This is a genomic window from Arthrobacter gallicola, from assembly GCF_014836775.1.
GTDB classification, from domain to species: Bacteria; Actinomycetota; Actinomycetes; order Actinomycetales; family Micrococcaceae; genus Arthrobacter_B; species Arthrobacter_B gallicola.
The window spans coordinates 162,873-179,182 of the sequence record NZ_JACSQD010000005.1 but is presented as its reverse complement, the minus strand read 5'-3'; the positions used below and the strand labels follow the sequence as shown (position 1 = coordinate 179,182).

Sequence of the window (16,310 nt, the reverse complement as noted above, 5' to 3'; positions counted from 1 at the left end):
CCGGTGCTTCCCTGCGGGGAGTTCCGGACCGGGAGCCGGGCTGCGTTAAGGCGTCTGTGCACGGGACGGGGCGCAGGGTAGGGTGCTCAGCATGTCTACGGTCCCGGCCCAGCTTGCAGTGGATGCAGATCTGGTCCGTGCCCTGTTGCAGAGCCAGTTTCCGCAGCTGGCGCACCACCCGCTGACACAAGTGGGGGACGGGTGGGTGAACCACGTCTACCGGCTCGGTCCGGAGCTGGTGGTCCGCCTTCCCCGCCGGCAGAGCGTTGCCGGCCTGATGGAAAAAGAACAGCGCTGGCTTCCCGAACTCACGGCGTCCCTGAAAATCGGAACCTCAGTCCCGCTGTACGCGGGTGTACCGGAGGAGTCCTATCCGTACCCGTGGAGCATCAGCGAGTGGTTTGACGGCTTGGACGTCTCCTCCCAGCCGCGGGACCGGAACGTCGCCCTGGCTGCACCGCTGGGGGATTTCCTGAATACCTTCCACCGTGAGGCGCCCCGGGACTATCCGCCCAACCCCGTGGTGGGCGGGCCCCTGGCCACCCGCAGCCAGGCGGTTCAGGAACGGCTGCGCTCCGGCATGGTCCCGCACGCGGCCCGCATCACCGAGATCTGGGAGCAGGCAGCCGCGTTGCCGCCGTGGAACGGTAACCCCGTGTGGCTGCACGGCGATCTGCACCCCGCCAACCTGATCGCCAAAAACGGAACCCTGCAGGCGGTCATCGACTTCGGGGATCTGACCGCCGGGGACCCGGCCACCGACCTTGCCGCCGCCTGGCTGGTTTTCGACGGCGTGGGCCGCCGGCGCCTGCACGGTTTCCTGGGCAGCCAGTACGACGGCGATCCCGCTGTCTGGCTGCGGGCCCGCGGCTGGGCTGTCTGCATGGCCTCGAATCTCCTGGCGGGAGCCGAAAGACATCCGGGACTGTATCTGGTGGGATCCGAGACCCTGATGGAGATCCTCACCGACGATCTCACGTGGCTTTAGGGTGCATGCCACAATGGGCTATGCCCATCAACTGGAGACATTCCGTCCGCGTCCAGACCGAAGGTGACGGGCACGTTATTGAGGACAGCTGCGGGTTCGCCGGAGCCAGCGCCTGGGTGATAGACGGAGCCACCTCCCTGCTTCCCGAACTTGATCTTCCGGGACCGTCCAATCCGTCCTGGTATGCCCGGACACTGGACCTGCTGCTGGGGGAAGCTGCCCGTTCGGCGGCTGCCGCTGAATCTGAGCACTCAGCGGCCCGTGCCGTCCTTGCGGACGCCCTCCGCCGGGTGGATGCGGTGGCGGAGGAACGCGCCGCGGGGGAGCGGGCCAGGTTCCCGAGTGCAGCGCTGTGCCTGGCACAGCTGACCGGCGGCGGTGTGGAGGTGCTGGTGCTCGCCGACTGCCACGCCGTTCTCGAGCTGGAGGATAGATCCGTGGCCCATGTGACCAGCGAGCCGGCAGACCTGCGGGTGCACCGGGAACAGCCGGCCGGTCCCGAACAGACCCAGGAACTGCTCCGCCGGGACAGAGAACTGCGGAATACGCCGGGCCGGCTGTGGGTGGCGCGGCGGGAACCGGAAGCTGTCCAGCACGCGCACCTTCAGCGGCTGCCGCGGCCACGCCGGCTGGTCCTGGTCTCCGACGGCGCGTGGCGCGCCGTCGAGCTGGGCCTGGTGGACGGACCAGCGGGCCTCCTGCGTGCTGCCTCGACTCCCATCGGTGCCCAGCGGCTCCTGCTGGAGCTTCGCGGCCGGCAGCTGGCAGCCGGGGAGAAAGCTGACGATGCGACCATTCTGACGGTGGTGCCCGGTGCCTAGTCCTCCTCCGCAGACACAGGTCCTGATTATCGGCGGTGGCATTGCCGGGCTGTCGCTGGCTTCAGCGCTGGCCCCGGACACCGGCGTCGTGCTGCTTGAAGCCGAAGACACCCTGGCGTACCACACCTCCTCCCGCTCCGCCCGGCAGCTGATCCCCAGTTACGGGCCGCCTCCGGTGCAGGATCTGACCGTACGGACGCTTGCCCTGATCCGGGAACTGGAAGCGGAGCTGCCGCAGCCGATGCTGACGCCTCGCTCCTTCCTCCTGGTGGGCGACGAAGAGGACGTCCGCGACCAGGCCAGCGGACACATGCACCCGATCACCATGGCCGAGGCCGCCGGGCTGGCACCGGAACTGCACGCCGGAGCCTTCGCGGCCGCCGGCCTGGACACCACCTCAGTATCCTGCGATACCGGCCTTCTGTTGGACTGGCACCACAGACGCATCGAATCCTTCGGCGGCCGCATCCTGACCGGGTGCCGGGTGGAGACGGCAGAATGGACTGCATCCGGGGACTGGCTGGTCACCGCGGCGGGGGAGAGGTTCCGAGCCTCCACCGTGGTGAACGCCGCCGGCGCCTGGGCGGATTCCGTCGCCGGCGTCTTTGGAGCCCGTTCGAGGCGCCTGCAGCCTTACCGCCGGACCGCCGCGATCGTGGAGGCGGCCAACCCGCCGGCACCGGACGGTCCCATGGTGGCAAGCGCGCTGGAAACCTTTTATTACCGGCCCGATGCCGACGGTGTGCTGGTCTCTCCCTCCGAAGCTGTTCCCAGCCACTCGGAGGACGCCCGGCACCGCCCCGAGGACATCGATGCGCTGATCTCCCTGGTCAATTCCGTGACGTCTCTGGGGCTTGGGGAAGTCCGGCGTGCCTGGACGGGTCTGCGCACCGAAGCTCCGGACGGTCTGCCTGTGGTGGGATACGACGACGTCGTTCCCGGGTTCTACTGGCTCGCCGGGCAGGGCGGTTACGGGTTTCAAACCTCGTCCGGAATTGCCGAATTGGCCGCGGCCCAACTGCTCGGCAGGCGGACCCCGGTTGATGCCGCCGCGGCGCTCTCACCCGCCCGCGATGGACTGTGAGCAAGATCTCATCGACTGTAAGTAACAAATCGGCCAAAGGGCGCGGGAATGGTCAGCAAGGTCCGTGGCGGTCCTTACAGTTGAAGAGCAGGATGGCCCCGGCCAACTTCCACTTTTAGTCCTGCCGTTTTGTGCTTTGAGAGGTCTCATCAGTGCCTGATATTTTGCCGCCGCAGATTGCGGACGTGCAGCAACGTCCCTTCTACATCAAAGTGCGTTCTGTCTGCACTGTTGTCAGCATTATCTGGCTGGTCCTGGCAATTGCGGGATATGGGTTCTTCTCCGGCGGGACGACTTCACTGGCCCTCTCCCTGACCTTGATGTACGGCACCGGCATTGCCCTGCTGGTGGTTGCCTCGGCCCTGTACCGGCTGGTGAAACGTTCCGCCATCCACCGGACGGAGACCGCCCCGGACGACGCAGCAGCAGCCGTGTTCCTGGACACCACGCGCTCCGCCACGGAGGAGCTCATGGAAGCCCTGCTGCCGGCGCGCCACGACGCCCGCCTCAGCAGCCCCCTCTCGAGCCGGCCTCACACCCGCCAGCCGCAGTCCGCGTCTATCTTGGGTGAGGAGACGGCCGCAGTGGTTTCGGCTTCCCCGGCGAAAAGTGCCGGTGGGCAAGCAGCTTCCGGGCCTGGACAGCCGGCGAAGACTGCTCAGGCTGCGAAGGCCGCGAAGTCTGCTGGTCCGGGGAAGTCTGCAAAGTCAGCAAAGTCAGCTCAGACCGCAAAGACTGCTCAGGCCGCGAAGGCTGCTGGTCCGGGGAAGGCTGCACAGGCCTCGAAGCCTTCCAGCTCCGGGAGCCCGGCAGGTGCCTCCGGAAGTAAGCCGGGTGCGGCCGAGTCCGCAGCGCCCAAAGCTCCAGCCGTGAAATCCCCCGTGAACAAAAAGGCTGCGTCCAAGAAAAAGAAGCGGGGCAAGGGCAATAAGACTGAGGGGATCCAGGCACCTGCTGGAAAGCAGTCAACTGGAACCCAGACCGGCGGATCCCCGGCCGGCGGCACACAGTCCGGTGCACAAGCCAGTCAGGACACGAAGCCCGGCCAGAGCGCACAGTCGGGCCAAGGCCCGAAGCCCGGCCAGGGCGCACAGTCGGGCCGAGGCACGAAGCCCGGCCAGGACGCGCAGTCCGGCCAAGGGCTCCGGAAAGCAGCGTAAGACTCTCAGGCCACGGCCCAGGAGTCAGCCGAACGAGGTCAGCCTCAAGGTGGTACGGGAGCTATGCCCGGAGGACAGAGCAGCCGTTCTCAGGGAGTTGCCAGCTTGCTGACAGGAGCCTTCCAGACCGGTGTCCTAATGTAGTTAATACCTCATAAGGGTGCGAGTGATGAATGGATAGCGTAGTGAACTATCCGGCGCCGGCAGACTAGGGTTGTTCCCCCCAACCAGCCCATAGTCTGCCGGCGTTCTTCATGTCCGGACACTTTTTTCTACACTGCCGCGCATTGTTTCCGCTCAGCACCGCGGCGCATTTTATCCGGCCCTGCCGCCGTAAATTGCTCCCATTACTGCGGCGGCTTATCCGGCGGCGAAACCCTCAAATTCTCCCGTGGCAGCGGAACGGTGTTCTTCGACGTCGTGAACCGCGCCCGGAGCAGATGGGGACCGCACCTGCTCCAGGAGACCGTCCACAGCCGAGGGCAGACCTTCCGCCGTGATGAGGACGGACCCGTCGGCTCGGTTGATCACCGTCCCGGTCAGCCCCAGGTTTAACGCCCGCCGCATTACCCAGTAGCGGAAGCCCACACCTTGGACCATCCCGTTGACTGCGGCCGTGACCCGGATGCTGTTGCCTGGCTCCTGCGTTGACTGCCCTGAATCCATTCCCGCAGCTTAGTCCAGCGGCTGCGCCAGCACACCGTTCGCCGCTTCCAGCAGGCTCCCGCTGGACACCAGGGCATAAACCGCTTCAATCTCCGGTGCCAGGAAGCGGTCCGGACCCGGTCCTTGGACCTGGGTGCGGATAATCCGGCGCACTGCGGTGGAGACCGGAGCGGTCCGGGCGGTGTCGATGCCGCCGTCGCGCATATCCAGGGCACGCGCTGATGTCAGCAGTTCCACGGCCAGCACCCGTGCCAGACCGTCGAGCGCACGGCGCAGTTTCAGTCCGGCGGCCCAACCCATCGAGACGTGGTCCTCCTGCATGGCAGAGGAGGGAATGGAATCCACGGACGCGGGAACCGCCAGCCGCTTGAGCTCCGAGACAATACCGGCCTGGGTGTACTGGGCGATCATGTGGCCGGAGTCGACACCGGGATCATGGGCCAGGAACGGGTTCAGTCCGTGGCTGCGGTTACGGTCCAGGAAACGGTCAGTCCGCCGCTCACTCATGGAGGCAACGTCGGCGACGGCGATCGCGAGGAAATCCAGGACGTAGCCCACCGGGGCGCCGTGGAAATTGCCGTTCGATTCCACCCGCCCGTCCACCGTGACCACCGGATTATCGATGGCGGACGCCCGCTCACACGCAGCTACATGCTCGGCGTGGGCGAGGGTGGACCGGGCCGCGCCGTGCACCTGGGGTGCGCAGCGCAGTGAATAGGCGTCCTGGACCCGGGTGAAGGTTTCCCCGTTCTGCTCTTCCACCAGTGCAGAGCCGGCGAGCACCGCCCGGATGTTGGCTGCGGACTCAGCCTGGCCCGGCTGCGGACGCAGCCCCTGCAGATCTGCCGCGAAAACAGCGGCAGTCCCAAGCAGTCCCTCCACGCTCATGGCCGCGGCGATATCCGCGACGGCCAGCAGCTGCTGCAGGTCCGCGATGGCCAGGGTCAGCATCCCCAGCATGCCGTCGGTGCCATTGATCAGCGCCAAGCCCTCCTTCTCCCGTAGCTCCAGGGGTTCCAGCCCAGCCGCCGCCAGCGCCTGGGCCGCGTCCATGGCCTGCCCACCGGCGTCGTGCACCCGGCCTTCGCCCATCAGCGCCAGGGCGCAGTGCGACAGTGGAGCGAGGTCACCGGAACAGCCCAGCGAACCGTATTCGCCGATCGTGGGCGTGATGCCGGCGTTGAGCAGTGCTGCATACGCCTGAGCGACGGCGGGGCGGACACCGGTGCGTCCGGTCGCGAGGGTGGAGAGCCGGTTGACCATCAGAGCGCGGACGACCTCCCGGTCCACCTCCGCACCCGTGGACGCCGCGTGGCTGCGGACCAGGGAGCGCTGCAGCTCTGCCCGCTGGTCTGTGGGGATTTGTTTGGTGGCGAGTGCCCCAAACCCGGTGGAGACCCCATAGTGGGGCAGAGTGTCCGCTGCGAGGGCCTCGATGACCGTGCGGGAGGACTCCATTGCCGTCAGGGCTTCCGGTGCAAGCTGGACCGCGGCACCGTTCCGGGCGACGGCGAGAATTGAGGCGGGGTCGAGCGGGCCGGGGCCGATGGCCACGGTAACGGCGGTGCTTTGGGGGGAAATCACGAAACCTCACAATGCCTGGATCCGATGCGGCGTGCAACGGGAACGGAATCAAATGCCGAAGAATGGTACTGGCATTTCATCCAGTGAAATGCATTCGTCCGCCTTCCGCAAGCGTTCCTGCCCGGGCAGGTGAGCCGCGGATCAGGCAGAATAGGCACATGCGCCCAGCCTCCACCGTTCCCGCCCCTGCCCTGGAACCGCGGGCACGCCGGAGAATCACTGCGGAAATTCTTATCGTGCTGGGACTCTCGCTGGGCCAATCCGGGGTGTATGCCATCGTCCGGCTGGCGGACAAGATGACGCAGGGACCCCTTGCCGGCCAAACGACCACTCTGAACCCAGTCCTGGCGCAGAGCCCGTTTTTCGATTTGCTGTACCAGCTGCTGGGAATTTTCTTCTCGCTGATGCCCGTGGCGCTGGTGCTGTTCCTGCTCACGGAGCCCGGCAAGTCCGCCTTCCGGCGGATCGGATTCACGTTCTCCCGCCCGGTGCGGGACTTCGGCCTCGGTGTAGGGCTCGCGGCCGTGATCGGCGCAGGGACGCTCGGCGTCTACGCTGCCGGCCGGGCACTGGGAATTACGACGGCGCTGATTCCTGCGGCCTTGGATACCTACTGGTGGACCCTGCCGGTGCTGATCCTCTCCGCGCTGCGGCATGCGGTCCTGGAAGAGGTAATCGTAGTGGGCTACCTGTTCACCCGGCTCCGGGCGCTGGGCTGGGGAGTGCCCGCCATGATCCTCACGAGTGCGCTGATCCGCGCCAGCTACCACCTGTATCAGGGGATCGGTCCCGGCATCGGCAACTTCGTGATGGGACTGCTTTTCGGGTACGTCTATTACAAGACCAAACGCGTGATGCCGCTGGTCATCGCCCATGCACTGGTGGATATTGCCGGATTTGTAGGTTTTGCCCTGTTTGGCTCAGCAATCGGAATTGGAGACTAACGCCGTATGGCCCTGAAGACAGTCTGGGGCGCGGCTCTGGACCCCGGCAATGTGCTGCCGGAATATCCCCGCCCGCAGCTGGTTCGGGAGAACTGGAGCAACCTCAACGGAAGCTGGGACTACGCGTTCACTCCTGCCGGCGTCCTGGAGCAGCCCGAGACCTGGGACGGGAAAATCCTGGTGCCGTTTTCGCCCGAAGCGCCGCTCTCCGGCGTCGAACGCCAACTGCAGCCGCAGGAAGCGCTCTGGTACCGGCGTACCTTTTCGGTGTCCGGCCTGCTGCCGGCGGCGGGCGGCGACGCTGCGGGTGATACGGGTAGGCGGGTGCTGCTTCACTTTGGGGCGGTCGACCAGGCCTGCACGGTGACCCTCAACGGCCGCGCCGCAGGAAGGCACGACGGCGGGTACCTGCCCTTCACCCTCGATGTGACCGACCTGCTGCGTCCCGGCCGGGAACAGGAACTTGTGGTGCGGGTGCTCGACGGATCCGACACCAACGGTGCCTCACGGGGAAAGCAAAAACTGGAGCGCGGGGGGATTTGGTACACGGCGCAGTCCGGAATCTGGCAGACCGTTTGGCTGGAAGCTGTTCCCGCGACCTGGGTGCGGCGGCTGGTGATCACGCCGCTGGCGTCGTTGGACGGTGCCGAGTTCACGGTCCACGCCGGTGTGGGGGTGGATGCGGGGTTGGATGTCGGCCGTGCGGAAATCACAGTGACGGCAGACGGAACGGAGGTCGCCCACGGCTGGGCGGCGCCGGGGGAACCGCTGCTCCTGCAGCTGCCGGAACCGCGTTTGTGGAGTCCGGAGGATCCCTTCCTCTACACGGTGAGCGTGCGGCTCGGGGAGGACAGGGTGCAGAGCTATTTCGGTCTGCGCACTTTCGGAATGGGCGCGGACCGGGGTGGGCATCAGCGGCTGCTGCTCAACGGCCAGCCGTACTTTCACGCCGGACTGCTGGACCAGGGGTATTGGCCCGATGGACTCTATACCGCTCCCGCCGATGCAGCCATGATCCACGATATCCAGACGGCCAAGGACCTGGGGTTCACGATGCTGCGCAAGCACATCAAGGTCGAACCGCTGCGCTGGTACTACCACTGCGACCGGCTGGGCATGCTCGTCTGGCAGGACCTGGTGAACGGCGGCCTGGGCGACGGCCGGGCGCCGGAATTGCTGCGGCTCCCGGGCCGCGGAAGCCGCAGCGACCGCCGGTACGCCAAGTTCGGCCGCAGTGATGCAGCCGGGAGGGAAACTTTCCGGCGGGAAATGCGGGAGACAGTGGAACTGCTGCGCAGCGTGCCAAGTCTCGTGATGTGGGTTCCATTCAACGAAGGCTGGGGCCAATTCGACGCCGCGGCGATTGCTGCGGAGCTGCGCTCGTTGGATCCCACCCGCGGGATTGACCATGCCAGCGGCTGGCATGACCAGGGTGCCGGCGACGCCAAAAGCCTGCATGTCTACGCGGTTCCCTTCCACGTCCGGAAACGCTGGCAGCGGGATCCCCGGGCGGTTGTGCTTTCCGAATACGGCGGCTTCAGTTTTCCGGTGCCGGGACACACTTGGAACACGGAGGTCTTTGGCTACGGAAAGACCCTGCACAGCCGGGAGGAACTCGGACGCGCCTTCACGGAACTGCACCGCACCCAGATTGAACCTGCGGTGAAGCAGGGACTGGCAGCCACGGTCTACACCCAGCTCAGCGACGTCGAGGATGAAGTCAACGGGCTGCTCACTTACGACCGGAAGGTCCTGAAACTGGATCCGGGCATGGTCCGGGACATCAATGCTGCGCTGGTTCGGGCGCTGTCGGTCTCGGCGTAGGGCGTAGGGCGTAGGGGCGTATAGGCGAGGTGTGTAAGCGAGCGCCCCGGGGCTGGGACGGGTCTGGGGCTAGGGCATAAGGGCCCGGTGGGAGCATAGGGAATCGACAGGTAGGGGTATAGGCGCGTAGGGGAGCGGCCCGGGGCCGGGCCGGCCTGGAGCTAGGGCAGACGGCATGGGGCATAAGGCATGGGGCATAAGGGGGTGGTGGGAGCGTGGGGAATCGACAGGTCGGGGTGTGAACGCGTAGGGGAGCCGAGGTGTAGGGCAGAGGCACGTGCCTCGCTACGGACGCGGTGGTGCGTGTCCTACGGAGCTCCGCTTTGAGCATCGCGGGCACCCGGGGTGTGATTCACCGCCGCCCTCACTGCCGCCGTCGGGCTCTGGGCAGTCCTGCCCGAGTCAGTATTTGTGCCAGGCCCTCCGGGTCCTGTGGCGGCCTGAGTACGTCGGCCCAAGTCCAGCGTACGAACCCTACGCCCGTTGCACGGATGGCGTCTTCCCGGCGTTTTTCCCGGAGCAGGGCTTCCCTCGACGGGACCTGAATAGTGGGGGCAGGACCGTCCTTCACCGAACCGTACTTGGATGCACCGTACTTGACGGCGCCGTCGAACTCGCCCACCAGGGCCTGGTCCTGCCAGAAGAAATCGGTGCGAAAGCGGCCTGCGGGAGTGGTGAACTCGTGCTGCAGCTCAGGTACAGCGAAGCCGTGCCGGTGGAGCAGGGCTCGGGAGTAGGACTCACCCGGAGATTCTGAGCGCGGATTGGCGAAGTCGATGACGTGCAGGGCCCGGATCCGTTTGGCCTGGGAGGGCAGTCCCTGGGCAAGATCTCGCAAGTTGTCCAGAGCCAGCGCCGGCAGCCCCCGGCTACGGTCAGGGCGAAGAACATGGTACATCGCGGGAACGGCGCGTTCGAAGGGCAGATAAGCTGCCATATCCAGCACTGTCTGGGCCCTGCTCGTAACGGGAACCCCGTCGATGGACGTGGCCGGCTCCAGCAAACGGCGCTCTGCCCAGCGAAGGTCTCCTCGGCACCGCCCATGCGTCTCACCTTGAGCCAACAGCATGATTTCGGAAAGTGAACCGATGGTTGGAATTCCCCACATCGCGGCCGCCGACTGCTGGATCAGAACGCGGCAGGTCTGCCCGGGTGGGGCTGCCGCTGCCAGCCGAATGCGGTCGCGCTCCCAAGGGGGCAGGTTCAGCCACTCGGCCGCCGGAATGTAGACGCCCTGTCGTAGCCGGATTAACTCACCTGATTTGCATCGGCGTGCGAGGGTACGGCGGCTTCCCCCGTTCAGGTCTGCCTCAGCTGAATACAGAAAGGTCATCGACATACGACAACCGTGCACTGCTCTTCACAGGCCTGAGCCCAGGAAGGGACATTCTGTGGAAAACCTGTCTTGGGTGCGATGCTGCCCGGAATCATCCGGGCACGCGCAAAACCCTGCCTTTCGGGACATCCCTCCCAGTTTGGGACTTTCCTGCCGCGGCGCCGCGCAGGATTGTCCCAAAATGGCGGGGAAGTCCCGGAACGGAGGGAATCGCCCGCGCGTGGTGTCCCCGATCGACAGGGAAGTCCCAAAGGGGAGGGAAATGGCCGCGGGGGATTGTCCCAAAGCGGAGGGAAGTCCCAAAGTGAGGGAAATGGCCGCGCGTGGTGTCCCCGATCGGCAGGGAAGTCCCAAAGGGGAGGGAAATGGCGGCGGGGGATTGTCCCAAAGTGGAGGGAAGTCCCAAAGGGAGGGAAACGCCCGCGCGTGGTGTCCCCGATCGACAGGGAAGTCCCAAAGGGGAGGGAAACGGCCGCGGCGGATTGTCCCAAAGTGGAGGGAAGTCCCAAACGGAGGGAAACGGGCGCGCGTGGTGTCCCCGAGCGACGGGGAGTCCAAGGGGAGTCCCAAAGGGGAGGGAAATGGCCGCGGGGGGATTGTCCCAAAGCGGAGGGAACTCCCAACGGAGGGAAATGGCCGCGCGTGGTGTCCCCGTGTGGAGGGGGAGTCCCAAAGGGAGGGAAATGGCCGCGGGGGATTGTCCCAAAGCGGAGGAAAGCCCCGCAACGGAGGAAAGGCCCGCTCGAGGCGCCCCGGGACAGCAAAAAGGTTGGACGGACCGGCACAGGCCAGTCCGTCCAACCTCAGCTAAAAGTTCGGGGCTTAGATCTCGACGAGCCCGGCAGGAGTCCCGAAAGTCACTGACATGATGCCGGGGGTGCCCTTCGGGGAAACCCAGGTGACGTCCACGGATTCCAGCGGCTCCTCGACGGGCATACCCAGCCACTCGGTGACCCGCGCGGCCGAGCCGGCAATGGTCAAGGACTCCAGGGAGACCGTTCCGTTGAGGGCACGGGACGGGTGCAGATCGGCTTTGTCCTCATCCCAGCGCAGCATGTAGGGAACCTGCGGGTCAGCGATCAGACCGTTGATGCCGATCTGCCGCCAGGTCAGTTCCTGGCCGTCGGGGAATTTTCGGTTCCCGGGAACCGCAGCCCGGCCCAGGCGTTCCTCGAAGGGGGCCAGGTCCTCGACCTCAACACACCAGCCCATCCAGCCGCCGCCGGCCTCAGACCGGGCCCGGACAGCCTGGCCAAAAGGGGCCTTGTCAGACGCGGGGTGGTTCAGGACCTCCACCACCTCGATGTACTGGTGGTTAGCCAGGGGGAGGATCATGTTGCGGGTGCCAAAGCGGGGATGCACCCCGCCCTTGACGTACTCGGTTCCAAGGGCAGCAGCAATGCGTTCCGTGGTGGCCAGCAGGCCGTCGGATTCGCAGGCGTAAGAGACGTGATCCAGGCGCATGCGAACATCTTGACACGTTGTGACCTGTGTCTCGACTAAGGCGACCCTAAGCACGGAAAAAGAAGCCTCCGTTACCAAATGACGACGGATTCACGTTGCGTCACATGGGTTGCGCAACTGCCCGTGCGTTGGTTCTATGGGTACAGGTCATGAGTGCCAGCAGATAGCCCCGGCTTGCTGGCCGGCAACCCTCCAACCGCGGTGGGGTGCCCCGGGTGAAGACCTGGCTGGACATCAAAAGGATGTCACGGCAAGCGCGGGCCACACGTCTGTACCCGGAGTACCTCCGGCATCGGTTCCTGTGGGGCCCCTGGTCATAAAGGGAGCACAATGTCTGCCAATTGGTCGTTCGAAACCCGCCAGATCCACGCAGGACAGGAGCCCGACGCCGTCACCGGCGCCCGCGCCCTGCCGATTTACCAGACCTCGTCCTTCGTTTTCCCCAGTGCTGAAGCGGCTGCCAACCGCTTTGCCCTGGCGGAACTCGCCCCGATCTACACACGGATCGGGAACCCGACGCAGGAAGCAGTGGAGAACCGCATCGCGTCGCTGGAAGGTGGCCTGGGAGCGCTGCTGCTGGCCTCGGGTCAGGCCGCTGAGACCTATGCGATTCTCAACCTTGCGGAGGCGGGGGACCACATTGTGGCCAGCCCCAGCCTGTACGGGGGAACGTACAACCTGTTCAAGCACACGCTGAAGAAGTTCGGCATCGACGTCACCTTCGTGGCCGATCCGGACAATCTGGAGCAGTGGCGTGCCGCCGTCCAGCCAAACACCAAGGCGTTCTTCGGTGAGGTGGTCTCCAACCCGCGCCAGGACGTCCTGGATCTGGAAGGGATCTCCGCCGTTGCCCACGACGCCGGCGTCCCGCTGATCGTGGACAACACCCTCTCCACGCCCTACCTGATCCGTCCCATCGAATGGGGCGCCGACATTGTGGTGCATTCAGCCACCAAGTACCTGGGCGGGCACGGCACCGCGATCGCCGGCGTGATTGTGGACTCCGGCAACTTCGACTTCGGAGCGGACCCGGAGAAGTTCCCCGGCTTCAACACTCCGGATGAGAGCTACAACGGCCTGGTCTACGCACGCGACCTCGGCGCCAACGGTGCGCTGGGCGCCAACCTGGCCTACATCCTGAAGGCACGCGTGCAGCTGCTGCGCGACCTGGGCTCCGCGGTCTCGCCGTTCAACGCCTTCCTCATCGGACAGGGCCTGGAAACCCTCAGCCTGCGCGTGGAACGGCACGTGAGCAACGCCGTCGCCGTCGCGCGCTGGCTGGAAGGGCACGACGACGTCGTCTCGGTTGCGTACGCAGGCCTTGAGTCCAGCCCGTGGTACGAACGCGGCCGTAAATACGGTCCCCGCGGCACCGGGGCGATCGTCTCCTTCGAAATCGCCGGGGGAGTGGAAGCCGGCAAACGGTTCGTCGACGCACTGGAACTGCACTCCCACGTGGCAAACGTAGGGGACGTCCGGTCGCTGGTGATCCACCCGGCGTCGACCACCCACAGCCAGCTGGGTGCCGAAGCACAGGCCGCCGCGGGTGTCAGCCCGGGCCTCGTGCGTCTCTCGGTTGGCCTGGAACACCTGGATGACATCATCGCGGACCTCGACGCCGGTTTCCGCGCAGCCAAGGGAGCATGAAGTACAGCGTGACAACGTATCCCCCCGCACCGCAGCACCCCGTCAGCACCATCGACGGGGTGCTGCAGTACGCCTCGATCGGGACCCTGGAGCTGGAGACCGGCGGCATTCTGCCTGACGTAGTGCTGGGCTATGAAACCTGGGGGCAGCTGAACGCCGATGCCTCCAACGCAGTCCTGATTCCGCATGCCCTGACCGGCAGCACGCACGTCGCCCAGGGGCAGACCGATGAACCTGGCTGGTGGGACGGGTTCGTCGGGCCGGGCTGCACGGTGGACACGGACCGTTTCTTCGTGGTCTCGATCAACATGGTGGGCGGCTGCTACGGCTCCACCGGACCTGCCTCGGCGGACCCGGACGGGCTGCCCTGGGGATCCCGGTTCCCCTTCGTCACCATCCGCGATTCCGTGCGGGCGGAAGCCCGGCTGGCGGACCAGCTGGGTATCCGCCGCTGGCACGCCGTGCTGGGCGGATCACTCGGCGGGGCCCGCGCCCTGGAGTGGGCGGTGACCGAACCGTCCCGCGTTGCCCGCTGCGCAGTCATTGCTGCCACGGCCGCGAGCACCGGGGAACAGATCGCGTTCGCCCAGGCCCAGGTCGCGGCGATCCGGCTGGACCCTGATTTCAACGGCGGCGACTACTACAACGGACGTGCACCGCTGGCCGGCCTGGGCCTGGCCCGCCGGATCGCCCACATCACCTACCGGTCCGAGGCCGAACTGCAGTACCGGTTCGGCCGGACGCCGCAGCCGGGGGAGGACCCGCTGGCAGCGGAACTCCCGGCCCAGCGCGGCCGCTATCAGGTGGAGAGCTACCTGGACCACCAGGGGCAGAAACTCGCCAGCCGGTTCGACGCCAACAGCTACGTCATCCTCACCGAAGCGCTGATGAGCCACGACGTCACCCGCGGGCGGGGAAGCCTGGCTGAGGCACTCTCGGTCACCGAAGCAGAATTCCTGGTTGCCGCCGTCGACAGCGACCGGCTGTACTTCCCGGAGCAGTCCGTCGAGCTGGCCGCCGCCCTGCCCGGAGAGAACACGGTCCATCTGATCAACGCGCCGATCGGCCACGACGGTTTCCTCACCGATATCCTGCAGCTCAAGGCCGTCCTGGACCAGGACTTCTTCGCCTAAGTAAACCCCTCGGCTACGCCTCACCCAGGGTGTCGGCTGCCTCGCTTGAACCCTGCGGCATGCCGGAGCCGAAGAACGGTCCGGCATCCGGGCGTTTGGCCGAGATGCCGTCACCCGAGGAGCGTTTGCGCACGCGCCGGACCACCCAGGGGACCAGGTACTCCCGGGCCCAGTCGAGGTCTTCCGAGCGCGCGGTCCGCCAGTTCTTGTGCGTGAGTTCCTTGACCTCCTGGGGTTCCAGGCTGTGGTCGACGCCGAGAGTATCGAGCACCATGGCAGCAATCGTGTGGTGTCCGAGCGGTGAGAAATGCAGCCGGTCCGGGGCCCACATCTGCGGATTGCTGAGTTCACGCAGAGCCCACATGTCCGCCAGCACTGCATCATGGCGTGCGGCCACGGTGCGCAGATTCTCGTTGTAAATGGCGACGCGGCCGCGGACGCTGCCGAGCACCGGCGTCGCCCCGATGTCGGGTCCGGTGAAGAGGACAACGGTGGCCCCGGTGTCGCGGAGCTGGGCGATGGTGCTGTCCATCTTCTCTGCCAGCCGGTCCGGATCACCGCCGGGGCGGATGACGTCGTTGCCGCCGGCGCAGATGGTTATCAGGTCCGGGTGCAGGTCAATGGCGGGCTGGACCTGCTCGTCGATGATCTGGTTCAGCAGCCGGCCGCGGATGGCCAGGTTGGCGTAGGCGAAGTCAGGGTGCCCGTGGGCGAGCTCCTCCGCCACCCGGTCCGCCCAGCCGCGGTGCCCGCCCGGGCTTTCCGGACTCGGGTCGCCAATGCCTTCGGTGAATGAATCACCGAGCGCAACGTAGCGGTTGAAGGGATGTCCGGGGTGTTCCCCCGACGGCGCAGGAACCGCTCCGGGCGCTGGCTCGGCGGTGCTGTTGTCGGGGCGCGGTGAAAGATGCTGAGGATTTTGGGTCACTCCTCCATGATCGCTGTCCGGGCGCCGGCTACGCGACCGTAGGTTGGGCCCAGGCGCATGCCAGAATGGAAATCATGACTGAAAACACTCCTTGGAATCCGGTTGTGCTCTTCTCCAAGCCTGAGGCGGAGCGGGCCGGAACTCCGCTGCTGGTTCTCTTCCATGGATACCTGGCCAACGAAGAAGACCTCATGGGCCTGGCCGAATACCTGCCCGGAGAGTTCACCATTGCTTCGGTCCGCGCGCCCATGGCGCTGGGACCCGGCTACACCTGGTTCCCGCTGATGAACGAGCCCGACTTCTCCGTTGACCGGGTGGTCTCCGCCGTGCAGGACGTCTCCGATTGGCTGGACAGCATCAGGGACCAACACACCAGCGTCTCGCTGCTCGGGTTCTCGATGGGTATGGCCGTGGCCAGCACCCTGCTGCGGCACCGGCCCGAGGAGTTCGCCGCCGTCGTCGGCCTCTCAGGGTTTGTGGTCCCGGCTGAAGGTAATGCCTTCTTCCACGACGAGGAACTTGCGGAACTGAAGGTGCCGTTCTTCTGGGGCCGGGACCAGGCCGATCCGGTCATTGATGAACCGCGGGTGGAGTACACCCACGGCTGGCTGAACGGGTACACGAAGCTGACGAAGGTCCTCTACGCGGGCATGGGACACAGCATCAGCATGCAGGAGTTGGGGCACGTCAAGGAGTTCCTGACGCACACGGTGCTGGGCCGGCGCTAGGCG

Annotated in this window: 14 protein-coding genes and 1 riboswitch; of the genes, 9 read left to right on the top strand and 5 right to left on the bottom strand. The window is 66.1% G+C overall.

Annotation, left to right across the window (positions count from 1 at the left end; translation table 11 throughout):
- The first annotated feature begins 91 nt into the window (after positions 1 to 91).
- The 4 genes from H9639_RS11975 (at position 92) to H9639_RS11960 (ending at position 4,053) form a co-directional block, all read left to right on the top strand.
- On the top strand, positions 92 to 988 hold the full coding sequence (locus H9639_RS11975) for an aminoglycoside phosphotransferase family protein (protein WP_191808300.1): 897 nt from the start codon (positions 92 to 94) through the stop codon (positions 986 to 988).
- A 5-nt stretch (positions 989 to 993) separates the two neighbouring features.
- The gene (locus tag H9639_RS11970) at positions 994 to 1,809 is read left to right on the top strand and encodes a protein phosphatase 2C domain-containing protein (RefSeq protein WP_191808299.1); all 816 of its coding nucleotides are present in this window, start codon (positions 994 to 996) and stop codon (positions 1,807 to 1,809) included.
- Complete coding sequence (locus H9639_RS11965) at positions 1,802 to 2,893, top strand: NAD(P)/FAD-dependent oxidoreductase (protein ID WP_191808298.1); 1,092 nt, start codon at positions 1,802 to 1,804, stop codon at positions 2,891 to 2,893. Before H9639_RS11970 ends, H9639_RS11965 begins: the two co-directional genes overlap by 8 nt.
- 185 nt (positions 2,894 to 3,078) lie before the next feature.
- Complete coding sequence (locus H9639_RS11960) at positions 3,079 to 4,053, top strand: hypothetical protein (protein WP_191808297.1); 975 nt, start codon at positions 3,079 to 3,081, stop codon at positions 4,051 to 4,053.
- A 360-nt stretch (positions 4,054 to 4,413) separates the two neighbouring features.
- On the opposite strand, the gene H9639_RS11955 is transcribed toward H9639_RS11960, so the two are convergent.
- Positions 4,414 to 4,719, bottom strand: coding sequence for an acylphosphatase (locus H9639_RS11955; RefSeq protein ID WP_191808296.1), 306 nt, complete (start codon positions 4,717 to 4,719; stop codon positions 4,414 to 4,416).
- A 9-nt stretch (positions 4,720 to 4,728) separates the two neighbouring features.
- Positions 4,729 to 6,303 (bottom strand): histidine ammonia-lyase, encoded by a 1,575-nt coding sequence (gene hutH / locus H9639_RS11950; protein ID WP_318242073.1) that lies wholly within the window; start codon positions 6,301 to 6,303, stop codon positions 4,729 to 4,731.
- Positions 6,304 to 6,461: 158 nt separating this feature from the next.
- On the opposite strand from hutH, the gene H9639_RS11945 reads away from it, so the two are divergent.
- Positions 6,462 to 7,247: a CPBP family intramembrane glutamic endopeptidase gene (locus H9639_RS11945; RefSeq protein ID WP_191808295.1), complete on the top strand. Its 786-nt coding sequence runs from the start codon at positions 6,462 to 6,464 to the stop codon at positions 7,245 to 7,247.
- 6 nt (positions 7,248 to 7,253) lie between these two features.
- Positions 7,254 to 9,071: a glycoside hydrolase family 2 protein gene (locus H9639_RS11940; RefSeq protein ID WP_191808294.1), complete on the top strand. Its 1,818-nt coding sequence runs from the start codon at positions 7,254 to 7,256 to the stop codon at positions 9,069 to 9,071.
- 364 nt (positions 9,072 to 9,435) lie between these two features.
- Here H9639_RS11940 and H9639_RS11935 read toward each other — a convergent pair whose 3' ends face one another.
- Together H9639_RS11935 and H9639_RS11930 are read right to left on the bottom strand one after the other, a co-directional pair.
- The gene (locus H9639_RS11935; protein WP_191808293.1) at positions 9,436 to 10,008 is read right to left on the bottom strand and encodes a hypothetical protein; all 573 of its coding nucleotides are present in this window, start codon (positions 10,006 to 10,008) and stop codon (positions 9,436 to 9,438) included.
- 1,221 nt (positions 10,009 to 11,229) lie between these two features.
- Positions 11,230 to 11,871: a VOC family protein gene (locus H9639_RS11930; protein ID WP_191808292.1), complete on the bottom strand. Its 642-nt coding sequence runs from the start codon at positions 11,869 to 11,871 to the stop codon at positions 11,230 to 11,232.
- A 145-nt stretch (positions 11,872 to 12,016) separates the two neighbouring features.
- A riboswitch (SAM riboswitch) is annotated at positions 12,017 to 12,134 on the top strand.
- 67 nt (positions 12,135 to 12,201) lie between these two features.
- Between H9639_RS11930 and H9639_RS11925 the strand changes: the two genes are divergently transcribed.
- Positions 12,202 to 13,518 carry a bifunctional o-acetylhomoserine/o-acetylserine sulfhydrylase gene (locus H9639_RS11925; protein WP_191808291.1) on the top strand — a complete coding sequence of 439 codons (1,317 nt, stop codon included), beginning with the start codon at positions 12,202 to 12,204 and terminating at the stop codon, positions 13,516 to 13,518.
- A complete protein-coding gene (gene metX, locus H9639_RS11920) occupies positions 13,515 to 14,651 on the top strand; it encodes a homoserine O-acetyltransferase MetX (protein WP_191808290.1) in 1,137 nt (378 codons plus the stop codon). Before H9639_RS11925 ends, metX begins: the two co-directional genes overlap by 4 nt.
- A 13-nt stretch (positions 14,652 to 14,664) precedes the next feature.
- Here metX and H9639_RS11915 read toward each other — a convergent pair whose 3' ends face one another.
- Complete coding sequence (locus H9639_RS11915; protein WP_191808289.1) at positions 14,665 to 15,579, bottom strand: SGNH/GDSL hydrolase family protein; 915 nt, start codon at positions 15,577 to 15,579, stop codon at positions 14,665 to 14,667.
- Between the two features lie 74 nt (positions 15,580 to 15,653).
- Here H9639_RS11915 and H9639_RS11910 point away from each other — a divergent pair, with 74 nt between their 5' ends.
- Complete coding sequence (locus H9639_RS11910; RefSeq protein ID WP_191808288.1) at positions 15,654 to 16,307, top strand: alpha/beta hydrolase; 654 nt, start codon at positions 15,654 to 15,656, stop codon at positions 16,305 to 16,307.
- Positions 16,308 to 16,310: the final 3 nt, after the last annotated feature.